Source organism: Halomonas sp. H2 (assembly GCF_050215315.1).
Lineage (GTDB): Bacteria > Pseudomonadota > Gammaproteobacteria > Pseudomonadales > Halomonadaceae > Vreelandella.
Map to the genome: position 1 here is coordinate 3012527 of NZ_CP189760.1, position 16162 is coordinate 3028688.

Genomic DNA, 16162 nt, shown 5'->3' on the forward strand with positions numbered 1-16162 from the left:
TGCTTACGACACCACTTTCGGCGGTTCGACTTCCAGCTTCTGGGCAGCAATCACTGCCTGGGTACGTGAGTGCACGCCCAGTTTGCGTAGAATCGCGGTCACGTGGGCCTTGATGGTCGCTTCAGAGACGCTTAGTTCGTAAGCGATCTGTTTGTTCAGCAGGCCTTCGGTGAGCATATTCAAAACGCGAAACTGCTGGGGGGTAAGTGACGCAATCGCCTCGGCAAAGCGCGATTCCTCTTCACTGGTTTCTTCCAGCACGTTCGCCAACGCCTCTGGCAGCCACACTTCACCCTGTAGAATTTCGCCTACGGCCTCAGCAATGAGTTGTAGCGACGATGATTTAGGGATAAAACCCGACGCGCCGTAGTCAATAGCACGACGCACTACATAGGGCTCGTCACTGCCTGACACGACGGCCACGGGGATATCGGGCATCTGCCCGCGCAGTTGAATCAAGCCTGAGAAGCCGTGTGCTCCCGGCATATGCAGATCGAGCAGAATCAGGTCGGCGTCTGGGTGGCGATTCACTACGTCAGTGGTAGCTTCCATGGTGTCCGCTTCGACGATTTCAGCCTGGGGGGCCAACTGGCGTAATGCTTGGGTCAGCGCTGCGCGAAACAGCGGGTGATCGTCAGCGACGATAAACTTATGAGCAACTGCCATGGGTATTCCTCCGGTTCCTCGAGCAGCGGGGTTGTCTACCGCCGCGACGCTAGGCTCTTACGGTTGTGAAGCATGGTACCCCATGGGCTTCATCTTGCCCAAGCATCACATGCACAATTTGTAATAGATAGATCATACAGTTGAAAACTAATGCAAATAAAAGCCCATGCAAATAAAAGCTTATATAAAGCAAAAAATGCCCTTATAAAACCCTTATAAAAAGAGTGCCGGCCTACTGGGGCCGGCACTTTTGTAATTAGGCTAAACAGCCTACAGCATTGGCGCCATTATTGATTCGCCCGATGCTCAATCAGTTCGTCAACCACCGACGGGTCGGCCAGCGTGCTGGTATCGCCCAAGCCATCGCACTCGTTAGCGGCAATCTTGCGCAGAATGCGGCGCATGATTTTACCCGAGCGGGTTTTCGGCAAGCTTGGCGCCCACTGAATGATATCCGGCGAGGCAATCGGGCCAATATCTTTGCGCACCCATTGCGTCAGCTCTTTTTTGAGCTCGTCCGACTCTTCAATCCCGTCATTCAGGGTGACATAGATATAGATGCCCTGTCCCTTAATTTCGTGGGGGAAGCCAACAACGGCTGCTTCCGCAACGGCGCTGTGTGCAACCAGAGAGGACTCAATCTCGGCGGTGCCCATACGGTGGCCGGAAACGTTCAGAACATCATCCACACGACCCGTTATCCAGTAGTAACCATCCTCATCGCGACGACAGCCGTCACCGGTGAAATACATACCGTCGTAGGTCGAGAAGTAGGTCTGGATATAGCGTTCGTGGTCACCCCAAATAGAGCGCGCCTGCCCCGGCCAAGCGTCGAGAATCACCAGATTACCTTCGGTGGCGCCCTCAAGAATATTGCCTTCGTTATCGACCAACGCAGGTTTCACACCAAAGAACGGCACGGTTGCAGCACCCGGTTTAAGCGGCGTAGCGCCTGGCAGCGGGGCAATCATGATGCCGCCAGTTTCGGTTTGCCACCAGGTATCTACGATTGGGCATTTCTCGTTGCCGATGACGCGGTAGAACCACTCCCACGCCTCCGGGTTGATCGGCTCACCCACTGAGCCTAACAGGCGCAGACTATCGCGCTTGCTTGAGTCCATGATGTTGTCGCCATGGGCCATCAGTGCACGTACCGCGGTGGGCGCAGTATAGAGAATATTAACGTTGTGCTTATCAACGATATCGCCCAGACGGCCATGGGTTGGATAGCTCGGCACACCCTCAAACATCAAGGTAGTTGCGCCATTCGCCAGAGGGCCATAAATGATATAGCTATGGCCGGTGACCCAGCCAACATCGGCAGTACACCAGTAGACTTCACCTTCTTGGTAGTCGAACACGTACTGGTGAGTCATGGCGGCGTACGTCAGGTAGCCACCGGTGGTGTGCTTCAAACCTTTAGGCGCACCGGTAGAGCCAGAGGTATACAGAATAAACAGCGGGTCTTCCGCCCCCATGGCTTCGGCTTGGCACTCGTTCGACTGCTTGTCTACCAGCTCGTCAAACCAGATATCGCGGCCGTCTTTCCACTCGATCTCGCCGCCAGTACGCTTCACCACCAGAACGTTCTTACACACGTCGGTGCCTTTGCGGGTCAGCGCGGCGTCCACGTTCTCCTTCAACGGCACGTGCTTGCCACCGCGCACCGACTCATCTGCGGTAATCACCAGCTTGGAGTCGGCACCAATTACCCGTTGTGCCACAGCGTCCGGCGAAAAACCACCGAATACCACCGAGTGCACTGCACCGATACGAGCACAGGCAAGCATCGCCATGGCGGCTTCGGGAATCATCGGCATATACAGCGTTACGGTATCGCCTTTATTGATGCCCAGCTCTTTCAGCGCATTAGCTAATTGGTTGGTGCGAGCGTACAGCTCGCGATAAGTAATGTGTTTGGACTCGTCGGGGTTGTCACCTTCCCAAATAATCGCCGTTTGATCGCCGCGCTTTTCTAAATGGCGGTCCAAACAGTTAGCACTAACGTTGAGCTGGCCGTCCTCAAACCAGCGAATGTCGACGTTGTTACGCGCGAATGAAGTATTTTTGATTTTGCTGGGCGCTTTAATCCAATCAAGACGTTTAGCCTGTTCAGCCCAGAAGCCTTCCGGATCGTCAATCGACTGCTGATACATGGCCTCATACTTGGCTTTATCGGCCCACGCATTGGCGGCGAAATCGTCGCGCACCGGATAGACGTTCTGTTGATTGCTCATGAAATTGCCTCTGTCCGTGGAAATGCACTCTGTATAGAAACTGCACTCTAAAGAAACTGTAGTCGATACTCTTCGTTGTAAGTGATGGATCGTTGTAAGTGATTGAGCGTTATTAGGCGTATCGACGCTATTAATGTTCCCCTAGCATAAACCTCCTCGGGCGGCCTTCCCTTTAGACATTGGTATTAACATTTTTTATTTAAAAAACAGCTTCTTATAAACATATTATGGATTATCTACTGGAGTGTAGACCAACGTCTTAGCGCAGTATCGGCAGCGGTAACCACGCCCGTTTACCACTAAAGCATGACGTCGCGGAGTAAACTGATGAAACCGACAATCGCACTGGTAACGGTAAGGAGCGGACTGCGCCTGCTTAATATCAAACCGATGGGTCACGCTGGGCACTAAGCCGAACAGATCACGCATCACCGTTTTCCACTCGCGGCCGTGGGGTTTTAAGCGCGGGCCATTGTCCAAATGAAACACCAGCCAGTGGGCCATTTCATGGGGAATCACCTCATCAAAAAACGCCGTGCGGTTTTCATTCAACAGCACCGGGTTTAAGCGTAAGCCGCCATGACCAAGGTGCGCTTGGCCGGCCGACGCGCCGCGTAGGTTAAACCACACGTTGGGAACTGGCAGCGCAGGGCTCACTTCACAGCAGCGCTGCCACGCCTGTTCAACGCGCGTCCTTGCGGCCCGGTGTAACGCCGTTTCCGACATGGCTGCCAATTCAGCGGCGGGCCATGGGGGCAGTGGTAATGTCTTCATTAGTGATAAACTAGCCGTTAAAGATAACCATTGATGAACAATTGTATAGATGAGGCTTTATTCATGGCAGAGCGCAGTGATACGCCCGACACCAACACGCCGCCGCAACCACTGCTCGAAGATGAGCAGTTGGATAGGCTGGACGACTTCCTCGACTCTGATCAAGTGGATGAAGACGCCCTTGACCTGATCTCAGCCCATGGCTTTTTAGTGGCGCTTGCAGTGGCTCCCAGCGAAGTGCCACCTACCCAGTGGCTGGCGGAACTGTTTCAGGGCGAACCACGCTATGCCGATGATGCCGAGCGTGATGAGATTATCACCCTGCTCACGCTGCTGCGTGACAACGCGGTGGCGGTACTTGAACAAGGCGGCTTACCGGAACTCCCCTTTGAGCTAACGCTAGGCGGCGAACCCGCTGAAGAAACCCCGATAGGCGATTGGTGTGCGGGCTTCATGGAGGGTGTCTTCAGCGACGAGAGCGCCTGGTTCCAGGACGATGAAGAGGCTGCCGCCACGCTGCTGCTGCCGTTTATGCTGCTCTCTGGGCTATTCGACGACGAGCCGGATATGGCTGAACTGGCGAAAGATCAACAACGCCAGGAGTCGCTAGTGGTACAGTTGCCGGAACTGGTGCTGGATCTATACCTGCACTACCGCGTACCGCCAGAAACCCCCAAGCCCAAACCGCGTAAAAAAACGCCCGCCAAGGGCAAAAAGCGCTAGGCCCTAGGCGTAGGCATTACTTGAGGCGCGTCACTATTTAAGCCTCGTCACTATTATTTAAGCCGCGTTGCCATGGCATCCAGCAGGCCATAGAGCCACTCTCGGACGCGCTGTCCCCAGGGCCGCGCCGCCCAAGCTGCGGCGTCTACCTCCTCGCTGGCGGCAAAGTTACGCTCAAACAGCTCGTGTACGTCAGCCGCGAGTCTCGGATCCTTCGCCTCTTGGTTAGCCTCTAAGTTCCAATGCAAATTCCAGTGATCAAAATTACACGAGCCAATGCTCACCCACTCATCGGCGAGCACAAACTTGGCGTGGATAAAGGTCGGCTGAAACTCAAAAATGCGCACCCCGGCTTTAAGCATGGTGTGATAAAAGCGCTGGCCGGCAAAACGCACACTGGGATGGTCATGCTTTGCCCCCGGCAACAATAAACGCACGTCAATCCCGCGACGAGCCGCCTTCACCAAGCGTCGGCGCAAGGCGAAGGTGGGCACAAAATAGGGGGTACATAGCCAGAGACGCTGTTCGGCCTGGCTGACATGATGGTGCAGTGAGTGACGAATTGCTTGATAACGGTAGCCACGGGCTGACATTACCCGCCCAGGCACGCCACGGCTAAGCGCCTTAGGCTCACCGCGCTCAGGGAGAGCCACCGCGTAGCCATCGCCCTTCTCCCCGCGAGTCAGCCGTGAGTACCACAGACGCCGAAACAGCAGTTCCCAATCGGCGACTACCGGGCCCTCAATACGCAGCGCGATCTCGTACCAGGCGTTTAAAAACTCATCCACCGCGCCAAAACCACCGGTGAATGCCAGCTCGCCGTCAATAACCACTATTTTGCGGTGATCGCGGCTCAAGTTCAGCGCTAAAGAGTGGAAGCCGATAGGGTTAAAAAAGCGCAGCTGAACACCGCCCTGCTTGAGACGCTGGCGATCACTGCCGGAGAGGCCCATGGAGCCATAGCCATCCAGCAGTAAACAGACGCAGATCCCGCGTTGGGCAGCCTCAAGCAACACATCACTGACTTGATCTGCCAGCTCCCCCGACTCCATCAAGTAGAGCTCTACCAGCACATAGCGTCGCGCGGCATGCACCGCTTCAAACATAGCGGGCAGAAAGCGTGTGGCTTCCGGCAGCAGTGTAAATCGATTCCCTTCTCGCCACGCGCTCTGCATGAATGCTCCCTGGTTGAACGCAAATTACCGTATTAGTGATCGGTGAACATACATATCGTAGCGGCTGGTCTTACCCTCAAGGGTATGCTGCGGTGCTGGGCCCGCAATAGGCGGCGCTTTACGGGGGCGCTTAACCACCACGCGGTGAGTGGCCACATCCAGCGCCGCTTCTAGCAGGCGCGGGGCATCGATATCATCACCGGCCAGCTCGCGGAATAGGCGCATCTCTTTTTTCACCAGCGCCGATTTCTCGCGATGGGGAAACATCGGATCCAGGTGTATCACCTGCGGCGTAAAATGAGCGCTAGCGACAAGCTCCGCCAGGGATTGAGCAGCATCGCCGTGGCGCAACGTCATACGAGTGGCAATATCCGCCGTATCGCTATGCTTGGAGGCACGCTTCAGGCCATCGCCCAGCAGCGCCGCAATCGCCGCGACCCGCTCAATCAAAAGCACTTGGGCGCCCAGGCTGGCCAACACAAACGCATCACGCCCCAGACCTGCCGTGGCATCAACAATGCTGGGTGATACGCCCTTGGCAAGCCCACAGGCTTTGGCGACTAGCTGGCCCCGGCCACCACCAAAGCGACGCCGATGAGCGGCTTTGCCCGCCACAAAATCGACGCAGAGCGGCTTGCCGTAGCGTTTTTCATCACCGACCAGCGCCAGCCCTTCATCGCGCTGCTCTAAACGCAGACCGTCAGGTAAAGCAATTTCTTCGAGGTCGCTATCAACATAGTTCTCTATAGAGCTCTCTACAAAGCTCATGCGGGCTTTTTCCAGGCCACATCGTTGCGCAGATAAACCGGCTGAACGAGGTGAGCAGCTTGGCCTAGCCCAGCGGCAAAATCGCGTGCCGCCAGCCACGCCATCTCTTCTGCGCGGGGCTCTAAATCGTCCAAATGCTGGGTCATGCTGAGCTGTACATCGACCGTGAAGTGCTCCCACAGGGTAAAGCCGCTACCCACACCGACCCAGTCGGTTTCGTCGCCTGGCAGGCGCAGCGCCTCAGGGGCCAGCACGGCCTCCTTGCTCATCGGTGTCAGGGTGTCTTTAAGGCAGTGCCAGGTAGCAGCGTACACCTCCCCCATGCGCGCATCTAAGGCTGTCACCACGTGACGAAGGTGGTAGCGACGATGGGCCTGAAGCGCCAGCGCTTCCAGCGTTGAGATTCCCAATAACGGGCAGTCGAGGCCAAACGCCAGCCCTTGGGCAGCCCCCGCCGCAATGCGTAGCCCAGTAAACGAACCCGGCCCCCGACCAAACGCTACGGCATCAAGCTGGGAAGGCGTTAGCTGCGCGTCGGCAAGCACTTCATCGACCATTGGCAGTAAGCGGCGCGTATGCGCACGAGGTGTCATCTCAAAGCGCGCCAGGCACTCCGTGCCCGAATCATCTTGACGTAGTAGGGCTGCAGAGCAGGCGCTTGAAGACGCATCCAGAGCAAGCAGGTGTAACGGCATAGTAAATGGCCACTCGAAAAAAGATTGGGGCATTATACCTTTGTCACGCTAACACGACGATGGCCCGCATTCAGCGGGCCATCGGTAAAGGCGAAAAACGCTTTATCAGCTAAGGGCTTCTTTTACCTGGCGGGTGATATCGTTCACGCTGCCCACGCCTTCGATGCGGTGATACTGAGGAGCGCTCTGGGGATCCTGCTTAGCCCACTGCTGATAATAATCAACCAGCGGCGCGGTTTGATCATGATAAACCGACAGACGATTGCGCACCGTGGCTTCTTGGTCATCGTCACGCTGAATAAGCGTCTCACCAGTGACATCATCTTTGCCCGGCTCTTTGGGCGGATTGTGATCAACGTGATAAACCCGGCCAGAGGACTGGTGAACACGGCGACCCGCTAAGCGACTAACGATCTCTTCATCGGGTACGGCAATTTCCACCACGTGATCCAGCTTAACGCCGCCCTCTTTCATGGCGTCGGCCTGGGGGATCGTGCGCGGGAAGCCATCAAACAGAAAGCCATTTTCGCAGTCAGGCTGGCTGATACGCTCTTTGACCAAGTCGATGATAATGTCGTCAGACACTAGGCCACCGCTGTTCATGATCTCTTTTACTTTCAGGCCCAGCCCAGTGCCATCTTTAATGGCCGTGCGCAGCATATCCCCGGTGGAAATCTGAGGAATCTTAAATTGCTCGCAAATAAACTGAGCTTGAGTCCCCTTCCCCGCGCCGGGGGCACCCAACAGGATTAAACGCATGGCACTGCTCCTTGAAGTTCTTGGTATAAAAAAAGAGTTCGAAAAATGAGGATGAAAATTCTGTTAACTGACAATAACCGCGCCACTCGGGCGACACAATTCCCCAAAAGCCTGAGAGACCCACTTTTATGTCACTTTTTAACGTTAAATCAGTTAGGTGACGCAAAACTACCACTTTGGTCGCCCCGCGATAGGTTTAGCCAGCCGATTAACAAACACAAGCGGCGCCCCGAAGGGCGCCGCTTGTAAGAGCACATCGCTACCAACTACAGCAGTAAGCGACGAATATCGGTGAGCACATCGGCCAGAAAGGCGGTAAAGCGTGCCGCATCGGCGCCGTTGATCGCACGGTGATCGTAGGAGAGCGACAGCGGCATCATCAGGCGCGGCTGGAAGGCGCTGCCATCCCATACCGGCTTCATCTGTGCTTTCGAGACGCCCAAAATAGCCACTTCCGGCGCGTTGACGATCGGCGTAAACGCCGTGCCGCCAATCGAACCGAGGCTCGAAATGGTGAAGCAACCACCGGTCATCTCGTCGCGCTTGAGCTTTTTGGTCTGCGCTTTCTTGCCTAGCTCGGCCATCTCCTTGGCAATCTCGATCAAGGATTTTTTATCGGCGTTGCGTACTACCGGCACCATCAGACCATCAGGCGTATCCACGGCAATCCCGATATGAACATAGCTCTTCCATACCAGGGTCTCACCGTCACCCTTTAAGCTGACGTTGAACTGCGGGAATTTACGCAGCGCAAAGGCACAGGCTTTGACCATAAACGGCAGCGGCGTCAGCTTGGCGCCCTGAGCTTCCGCTTCGGCCTTCATCGCCTTGCGGAAAGCTTCCAGCTCGGTAATGTCCGCTTCGTCAAACTGGGTGACGTGGGGCACATTGAGCCAGCTGCGATGCAGATTAGTTGCGCCCATTTTGAGCAGGCGCCCCATCGGCTTCTCTTCCACTTCACCAAACTGGCTGAAGTCGACTTCCGGAATTGGCGGGATCCCCGCGCCACCGGTAGCGGCTGCGGCACTTGGTTGAGCCTTGCCTTGATTGGCCACCACTTGCTTCACGTAAGCCTGCACGTCTTCTTTGAGCACGCGGTCTTTCGGCCCACTAGGCTTCACCAAGCCTAGATCAACGCCCAGTTCACGGGCCAGCATACGCACCGCTGGACCAGCGTGAACCAGCTTGCCATCGCGGGGCTTATGGGCCGCCATCTGGGCTTCCGGGCTGGGCGTACCCGCCGGAGACTCAGTGGCCTTGGCCGGCTTATTTTGTTTAGGCTCAGCTTTTTCGGGGGCGGCTTTTTTCGGCGCCGCTTTTTTGCTACCCGCGACTTCGATATAGCCGATTACATCGCCTTCGGAAACGGTGTCGCCCTCTTTAACGGTTAGCTCAAGGAGCTTGCCTTTATAGGGGCTGGGCACGTCCATAGAGGCCTTGTCGGACTCCAGGGTAATCAGTGGGTCTTCTTCGTTGACTTCGTCACCCGCCGCTACGCCGATCTCGATAATCGGCACGTCAGATGCACCGGAAATATCCGGGACGCGAATCTCTTTGCGCTCTGGCTCGCCGCTGGCGGCTTCTTCTGGCTCGTCATCCTGCTCAGCCGCCGCTTGTGGCTCGCTGCTAGTTTGGCTGGATGCCTGGTCGTCAGAAGCGTCTTCGCTGTCATCGCCTTCGCCAACGATCTCCATCTGGCCAATCACATCGCCTTCCGAGACCGTGTCGCCCTCTTTCACGGTAAAGCTAACGATCTTACCGCTATAGGGGCTGGGCACGTCCATGGAGGCTTTATCAGACTCTAGAGTGATCAGCGTGTCTTCGGCCTCGACGTCATCGCCTTCGCTGACCGCGACTTCGATAATTTCGACGCTGTCCGAGCCGCCGAGATCCGGCACTATAATATCAACCGTCTGCTTACCACCAGCTGGCTTTTTAGCCGCAGGCTGCTGCTCTTGAGACGGCTCTTTAGGTTTTTCCTGCTTCGCTGGGGCTTCTTCAGGCTGGCTATCAGACGAGGTCTCTTGGTTCTCGTCGCCGCCACCTTCAACTTCCAGCTCAACGATATCGTCACCTTCGGAGACGCTATCGCCTTCTTTAACCAGCACTTTGAGTACCTTGCCGCCTTTCGGGGCCGGTACATCCATACTGGCCTTATCGGATTCCAGCGTGATTAGGGTGTCTTCCGCTTCAATAACGTCGCCTACTGACACCGCAATCTCGATGATTTCGACATCGGTATCGCCGCCGATATCGGGAACTTTGATGATTTCGCTACTCAAGGTCGCGCTCCTTCCAAATCGGATCGAGCCGGTGGGCAAGCGCCCACCGGTCAGCGGTTTAGCTAGTCAGCGGGTTAGGCTTGTTAGCGTCAATGCCGTACTTCTTCAGCGCTTCGCCGACAAGCTTGCGATCAATTTCGCCGCGGTCAGCCAGCGCACGCAGCGCTGCTACCGTTACGAAGTAGCGGTCTACTTCGAAGAAGTAGCGCAGCTTCGCGCGGGTGTCTGAACGGCCAAAGCCATCGGTACCCAATACAGTGTAGTCACCCGGCACCCAAGCGCGCACTTGGTCGGCATACAGCTTCATGTAGTCGGTAGACGCGATAACCGGCCCATCGCGCCCTTCCAAGCACTTAGTGACGTGGGGCTTATTGGCCTCGGCATCAGGGCTCAAAAAGGCTTCACGATCAAGCAGCAGCGCTTCACGACGCAGCTCGTTAAAGCTGGTGACGCTCCAGATGTCGGCGCCAATGCCCCAATCGTTCTCGAGCAACTCAGCGGCGGCTTCCACTTCGCGCAGAATAGTGCCCGAGCCCAGCAGTTGAACGCGGCCTTTGTCACCCTTGGTTTCGCGCAGCAGGTACATGCCTTTGACGATATCGTCAGCGGGTACGTTGTCTAGCGCCGGATGCTCGTAGTTCTCGTTCATGACCGTCAGGTAGTAGAAGCAGTTCTCCTTATCGGTGAACATGCGCTTCAGACCATCCTGCAGAATGACCGCGACTTCATGGGCGTAGGTCGGGTCGTAGCTGCGGCAGTTGGGAATGGTGGAGGCCTGAATCAGGCTGTGACCATCCTGGTGCTGCAAGCCTTCGCCATTAAGCGTGGTGCGCCCCGCGGTACCGCCGACCATAAAGCCGCGGGCCTGTAGGTCGCCCGCCGCCCAGGCCAAGTCACCAATACGCTGGAAGCCGAACATCGAGTAGTAGATGTAGAACGGCAATAGCGTGACATGGTTGTTGCTGTAGGAGGTTGCCGCCGCAATCCAGGCAGACATCGCGCCCGCTTCCGTAATACCCTCTTCAAGAACCTGGCCTTTCTGGTCCTCGCGGTAGTACATGATCTGGCCTTTATCGACCGGCTCATATTTCTGGCCTTCAGCGGTATAAATACCTAACTGACGGAACATACCTTCCATGCCAAACGTACGTGCTTCATCAGGGATAATCGGCACGACTTTTTTGCCGAGCGTTTTATCTTTTACCAGGCCGTTGAGAACCCGCACAAACGCCATGGTGGTGGAGACTTCACGGCCTTTAGAGCCGCCCATTTGTGAGGCAAAGGTTTTATCTTCTAGGGCCGGAATTTCCAGCGCGTCGAAGTCACTGCGACGGCTTGGCAGGTAGCCATTTAAGCGTTCACGCTGAAGATGCATGTACTTAAGCTCGGGGGAATCATCTTCCGGCTTATAGTAAGGCACATCTTTGAGCTGCTCATCGGTCAATGGAATGCCGAAGCGATCACGGAATGTCTTGAGCGCTTCGTACTCCATGCTCTTGACCTGGTGGGCTTCGTTGGCCGCTTCGCCATCGCCGCTACCCATACCGTAACCTTTAACGGTATGCGCCAGGATAACCGTGGGTTTGCCATTAGAGGTGTTGACCGCTTCGTTGTAGGCCGCGTAGACCTTAAACGGGTCGTGGCCACCGCGGTTGAGCTTCCAGATATCTTCGTCTGAGAGGTCTTTGACCATCGCTTCGGTTTCGGGGTACTTACCGAAGAAGTGCTCGCGGGTATACGAACCGCCGTTGGCTTTGTAATTCTGGTACTCACCGTCGACTGCTTCATCCATCCGCTTCTGAAGGATGCCTTTATTGTCCTTCTCGAACAGCGGATCCCAATGGCGGCCCCACACGACTTTAATCACGTTCCAACCGGCACCGCGGAAGACACCTTCGAGCTCGTCCATCACCCGCGAGTTACCACGTACCGGGCCATCCAAGCGCTGCAGGTTGCAGTTGATCACGAAGATCAGGTTGTCGAGATTCTCACGGCCGGCCAGTGAGATCGCGCCCAGGGATTCCGGCTCGTCACACTCACCGTCACCCATGAAGCACCAGATCTTGCGGTCATACATATCCTTCAGCTCACGATGATGCAGGTACTTCATCACGTGCGCTTGGTAGATCGCCTGGATCGGCCCAAGCCCCATGGAAACCGTGGGGAACTGCCAATAATCCGGCATCAGCCACGGGTGCGGGTAGGAAGACAGACCATCGCCATCGACTTCCTGGCGGAACTTGTCCATCTGCTCTTCGCTCAGGCGGCCTTCCAGGTAGGAGCGTGCATAAATGCCTGGCGCCACATGCCCCTGAATGTAAATTAAGTCACCAGCAAAATCGTCTTTGGCGGCGCGGAAAAAGTGATTAAAGCCTACGTCATACAGGGTTGCCGCGGACATAAAGCTGGCAATATGACCACCCAGGCCCGGCTTGGCGCGGTTATTACGAATCACCTGAGCAATGGCGTTGTAACGGATCAAAGAGCGGATACGACGCTCCATGAACAGGTCGCCAGGCATCGGGGCTTCGCGGTGAACCGGAATCGTATTACGGTGCGGGGTTGTCACCGAGAAGGGCACCTTCATGCCATCCCGGCGCAGGCGATCCGCCAGGCGGGTCATCAGGTAGCGGGCACGCTCTTCGCCCTCACGATCCAACACCGATTCCAAGGAATCTATCCATTCCGTGGTTTCGATCGGATCGAGATCTTCTCTTGTCTCCAGACTCATAGAGGTCTCTCCGAATGACGATAAATGACAATAATCCCCGCTACCCAAGAAGGCCTGAAATGGCGGTGTGGAACGCCAACACGCGCCAATATACAGCCGGTGAATGAACGCCGGTTGGGGGTTTTAGCTCTACATTCAACAAGCTACGTACATATTGATGTAGTAAAGCTACAAAAATGTGGTAAAAGTTAGCCTTTTGTATAGGGGAAGATACCGCAAAGTCGTCACGCTGCCAATTATGTCGCAGCGGAAAAGCCTATCGAAAACAAACTTCTGCACTGCAACATAAGTGAACTACAGAGTATTAGTGAGCTCCATTAACGACTCATCAATTGTAATTAAACTACCGTTTTATTCTGTTGCCAGTGAGGTACTTAATTAATACTTAACGCTCAATACACGATGCCAACCGCTGCTGAAAATAGGCCCAATCAAACGCCGGGCCGGGGTCCGTTTTACGCAGTGGTGCCACATGCGCATGGCTAGTAATACGCTCGCTATTGAGCTGTGGATAGCGCGCCATCAGCCACACCACCGCCTCAGCTAAAGCGTGATACTGAGCGTTGGTGTAGGGGGTTACATCATCGCCCTCAAGCTCAATACCTACCGAGAAATCGTTGAGCGCCTTGCGCCACTTGGCTTGGCGGGCGTCCCACCAGTTGGATCGCCCGGCATGCCAGGCGCGCTGATCCGTATCGACGAACTGCACACACTCGCCGTCGCGACGTATGAGTAAATGCGCGGAGACTCTCAGGTGAGCAATCTCTGCAAAAAATGGATGCGCATCGACCGCCAACTGATTGGTAAACAGCGCCTCAATGGCAGCACCGCTAAACTCACCCGGGGGTAAGCTGATCGCATGAATTAACAGTAATGAAATTTCTGCGTTAGGCCGGGCATCCCAGTTGGGTGAGACGACTCGCCGAGCATTTTTCCACCAGCCGTTAGGGGCATCTTTATTTTCCACGCGTAAGGCCTCCTCTGATTAGCGCTCACTCACGACTCTCTTTCACCACTGTTTTTCACTACAATGTTTTCACTATAATGTTTTTCACTACAATGCCAGACACACTTGGCGACGTTCAGAGAATCCCCTGCCATGCATTACCAATCCGCTCTTGCTGAAGAAATCCGTGCCAGCGCTGCTCACCTGCTGGCAGAAGACGTTGGCCCGGGTGATATTACCGCGCAATTGATCCCTGAGCACCAGTGGGCCAGCGCCGACATTATTACCCGTGAAGCCGCCGTGCTGTGTGGCGCAGCCTGGGTAGATGAACTGTTTCGCCGCCTGGATAGCCGAGTAAGCCTGAGCTGGCAGGCCGCCGATGGCGACAAACTTGAGGCTGGCCAGTGTTTTTTGACCCTGGAAGGCCCTGCTCGCATCCTGCTTACTGGCGAGCGCGCGGCGCTCAACCTGCTGCAAACGCTGTCGGCGACAGCCACCGCTACCCGCGCCTACGTCGATCTAATTGAAGGCACCGGCGTACGCCTGCTGGACACCCGTAAAACGCTACCCGGTATGCGCTTGGCGCAAAAATATGCGGTCACCTGCGGCGGTGGGCACAACCACCGCATTGGCCTATGGGACGCTTTTTTAATCAAAGAGAATCACATTGCTGCCTGCGGGAGTATTCAAGCCGCGGTTGCCCAGGCGCGCAAGCTAGCCAGCGACCTGCCGGTAGAGGTCGAAGTAGAAACGTTTGAGGAGCTGGATCAGGCGCTTGCGGCAGGGGCCGACATAATTATGCTCGACAATTTTGCCATTGAAGACCTGCATGTGGCCGTTGAAATTAACGGCGGGCGAACCACACTCGAAGCCTCAGGCAACGTCGATGCGACAACGTTAAAAGCCATCGCCGACACCGGCGTTGACTGTATCTCTAGCGGCGCACTGACCAAAGACATCACCTCCATTGATCTCTCAATGCGTATTACGCGCAGCTATAGCGTGTGATCGATTAGGTCTCAACAGCATTAAGTGACTTGGAAAGCCGATAGCGCAGCAGGCGCTCTCCACTGCGCTCGACCCACTGCTCGCCGTGGCTCTCCCAGCCGCGGCGCAGCAGGCGCTCATAAAGCACCGAACTCACTTCAATCTCAACACGTCCAGCGCCCTGCTCCAGCAGGATGCGCTCGGCGTGCACCAGCAGCGTCGTGCCAATGCCACGACCGGCCAGCGAGGGCCACACATAAAGCGTTTCAATCCGTCCGGCGGCTAAATTCATTTCCAGAAACCCCACGCAGCGGCCATCGCAGGTGGCAACAATCGTCGTATAGAGCGCTTGGCGCGCCGCCCACGCACTGCTCTCTCGGGGCAACGCCTGAGCCCAGGCTTTCCTCTCTGCGAGCGTGTAGTGCGTCGCTGCACCCTGCATAACAGCATGATAAAACACTTCCGCCTGGTCACCAGCATCGCGTGCCAATGCAGCGCGATACGTTACCCGCGCACTCGTGGGTGCCGGCGCTTGTTGCTCTGCGGTACTGGTCATAAGTCGCCTCTGAGCTGTAATTGATAACGTTTAAGCCATTGGCCTGCTTTATACTACCCATATCAAACTGACGCACATCAATCCGGCACGGATCAAACCTAACAAAAGGCAGTGTGATGGATGACGCCCCTAACCGCGAGCACTTTACGCTAACGCCCATTGGTCATGTAATCAGCGACTACCCTGATAAGTTTGGCATTCCTCGCCAGCCGGGGCTCGCCCCCGCTGCCAATGCTCGCCTAGTGCTCACCGCCCCTTACAATGACCCGCTTGCGGTGCGCGGTCTTGAAGCCTTTAGCCACCTATGGCTGAGCTTTATTTTTCATCAAAGCCCTGATCGCTGGACACCGCTGGTAAGGCCGCCGCGGCTGGGGGGCAATAAAAAGGTCGGCGTGTTTGCCAGCCGCAGCACCCATCGGCCTAACCGTTTAGGACTATCGCTGGTAAAGCTCGTCGGAATCGACACTCAGCAAGGCGTGATTTTGGCGTTACAGGGCTGCGACTTGGTTAGCGGCACACCGGTCATCGATATCAAGCCTTATCTGCCCTGGGCTGAGGCTCATCCTGGCGCACAGGCCGGCTTCGCGCCACAGGCACCGTCACTAATGGCGGTCACCTTTCACCCCACAGCACTGGACACCCTCGCCCAACGCCAAGACAGCGCCACTCTGCACGCGTTAATCGAACAGGTACTGGGCCAAGACCCCAGACCCGCTTACCAACAGCAAGACACTGCATCTGAGCGGCTTTATGGCGTTCGGCTACGTGATGTGGACGTTAAGTTTCGCCCTCGCCAAAAAGGCGAAGCCACCACCTTAGAGGTGATGGCTATCGAGCCTTACGCCGAGCAATGAACCTGACGT

Annotated in this window: 14 protein-coding genes; 3 read left to right on the top strand and 11 right to left on the bottom strand. The window is 55.9% G+C overall.

All coding sequences use genetic code 11. The features are described from left to right. Positions 1 to 3: 3 nt before the first annotated feature. The 3 genes from ACQE2I_RS14015 to ACQE2I_RS14025 form a co-directional block, all read right to left on the bottom strand. Positions 4 to 666, bottom strand: coding sequence for a response regulator (locus ACQE2I_RS14015; protein ID WP_007113812.1), 663 nt, complete (start codon positions 664 to 666; stop codon positions 4 to 6). 287 nt (positions 667 to 953) lie between these two features. Further along, positions 954 to 2903 (bottom strand): acetate--CoA ligase, encoded by a 1950-nt coding sequence (acs, locus tag ACQE2I_RS14020; RefSeq protein WP_427028668.1) that lies wholly within the window; start codon positions 2901 to 2903, stop codon positions 954 to 956. A 225-nt stretch (positions 2904 to 3128) separates the two neighbouring features. Then, the gene (locus tag ACQE2I_RS14025) at positions 3129 to 3677 is read right to left on the bottom strand and encodes a SprT-like domain-containing protein (protein WP_427028669.1); all 549 of its coding nucleotides are present in this window, start codon (positions 3675 to 3677) and stop codon (positions 3129 to 3131) included. 63 nt (positions 3678 to 3740) lie between these two features. Here ACQE2I_RS14025 and ACQE2I_RS14030 point away from each other — a divergent pair, with 63 nt between their 5' ends. Beyond that, on the top strand, positions 3741 to 4400 hold the full coding sequence (locus ACQE2I_RS14030; protein ID WP_427028670.1) for a YecA family protein: 660 nt from the start codon (positions 3741 to 3743) through the stop codon (positions 4398 to 4400). A gap of 53 nt (positions 4401 to 4453) precedes the next feature. Here ACQE2I_RS14030 and ACQE2I_RS14035 read toward each other — a convergent pair whose 3' ends face one another. The 7 genes from ACQE2I_RS14035 to ampD form a co-directional block, all read right to left on the bottom strand. Beyond that, the gene (locus ACQE2I_RS14035; protein WP_427028671.1) at positions 4454 to 5575 is read right to left on the bottom strand and encodes a phospholipase D-like domain-containing protein; all 1122 of its coding nucleotides are present in this window, start codon (positions 5573 to 5575) and stop codon (positions 4454 to 4456) included. A 24-nt stretch (positions 5576 to 5599) separates the two neighbouring features. Continuing rightward, a complete protein-coding gene (locus tag ACQE2I_RS14040; RefSeq protein WP_427028672.1) occupies positions 5600 to 6343 on the bottom strand; it encodes a class I SAM-dependent methyltransferase in 744 nt (247 codons plus the stop codon). Further along, a complete protein-coding gene (gene tsaB / locus ACQE2I_RS14045) occupies positions 6340 to 7038 on the bottom strand; it encodes a tRNA (adenosine(37)-N6)-threonylcarbamoyltransferase complex dimerization subunit type 1 TsaB (protein ID WP_427031478.1) in 699 nt (232 codons plus the stop codon). The genes ACQE2I_RS14040 and tsaB overlap by 4 nt, the downstream gene beginning before the upstream one ends. A 105-nt stretch (positions 7039 to 7143) precedes the next feature. After that, the gene (adk, locus tag ACQE2I_RS14050) at positions 7144 to 7797 is read right to left on the bottom strand and encodes an adenylate kinase (protein ID WP_427028673.1); all 654 of its coding nucleotides are present in this window, start codon (positions 7795 to 7797) and stop codon (positions 7144 to 7146) included. A gap of 266 nt (positions 7798 to 8063) precedes the next feature. Further along, positions 8064 to 10079 carry a pyruvate dehydrogenase complex dihydrolipoyllysine-residue acetyltransferase gene (aceF, locus tag ACQE2I_RS14055; protein ID WP_427028675.1) on the bottom strand — a complete coding sequence of 672 codons (2016 nt, stop codon included), beginning with the start codon at positions 10077 to 10079 and terminating at the stop codon, positions 8064 to 8066. A 58-nt stretch (positions 10080 to 10137) separates the two neighbouring features. Next, positions 10138 to 12810, bottom strand: a complete 2673-nt coding sequence (gene aceE / locus ACQE2I_RS14060) for a pyruvate dehydrogenase (acetyl-transferring), homodimeric type (protein ID WP_427028676.1) — start codon at positions 12808 to 12810, stop codon at positions 10138 to 10140. Positions 12811 to 13195: 385 nt separating this feature from the next. Continuing rightward, positions 13196 to 13777: a 1,6-anhydro-N-acetylmuramyl-L-alanine amidase AmpD gene (gene ampD, locus ACQE2I_RS14065; protein ID WP_427028677.1), complete on the bottom strand. Its 582-nt coding sequence runs from the start codon at positions 13775 to 13777 to the stop codon at positions 13196 to 13198. Between the two features lie 132 nt (positions 13778 to 13909). Here ampD and nadC point away from each other — a divergent pair, with 132 nt between their 5' ends. After that, positions 13910 to 14764 carry a carboxylating nicotinate-nucleotide diphosphorylase gene (nadC, locus tag ACQE2I_RS14070; protein WP_427028678.1) on the top strand — a complete coding sequence of 285 codons (855 nt, stop codon included), beginning with the start codon at positions 13910 to 13912 and terminating at the stop codon, positions 14762 to 14764. Between the two features lie 4 nt (positions 14765 to 14768). Here the strand turns inward: nadC and ACQE2I_RS14075 are convergent, their stop codons facing one another. Beyond that, a complete protein-coding gene (locus tag ACQE2I_RS14075; protein WP_427028679.1) occupies positions 14769 to 15299 on the bottom strand; it encodes an N-acetyltransferase family protein in 531 nt (176 codons plus the stop codon). Positions 15300 to 15415: 116 nt separating this feature from the next. On the opposite strand from ACQE2I_RS14075, the gene tsaA reads away from it, so the two are divergent. Beyond that, positions 15416 to 16153, top strand: a complete 738-nt coding sequence (gene tsaA, locus ACQE2I_RS14080; protein WP_427028680.1) for a tRNA (N6-threonylcarbamoyladenosine(37)-N6)-methyltransferase TrmO — start codon at positions 15416 to 15418, stop codon at positions 16151 to 16153. Positions 16154 to 16162: the final 9 nt, after the last annotated feature.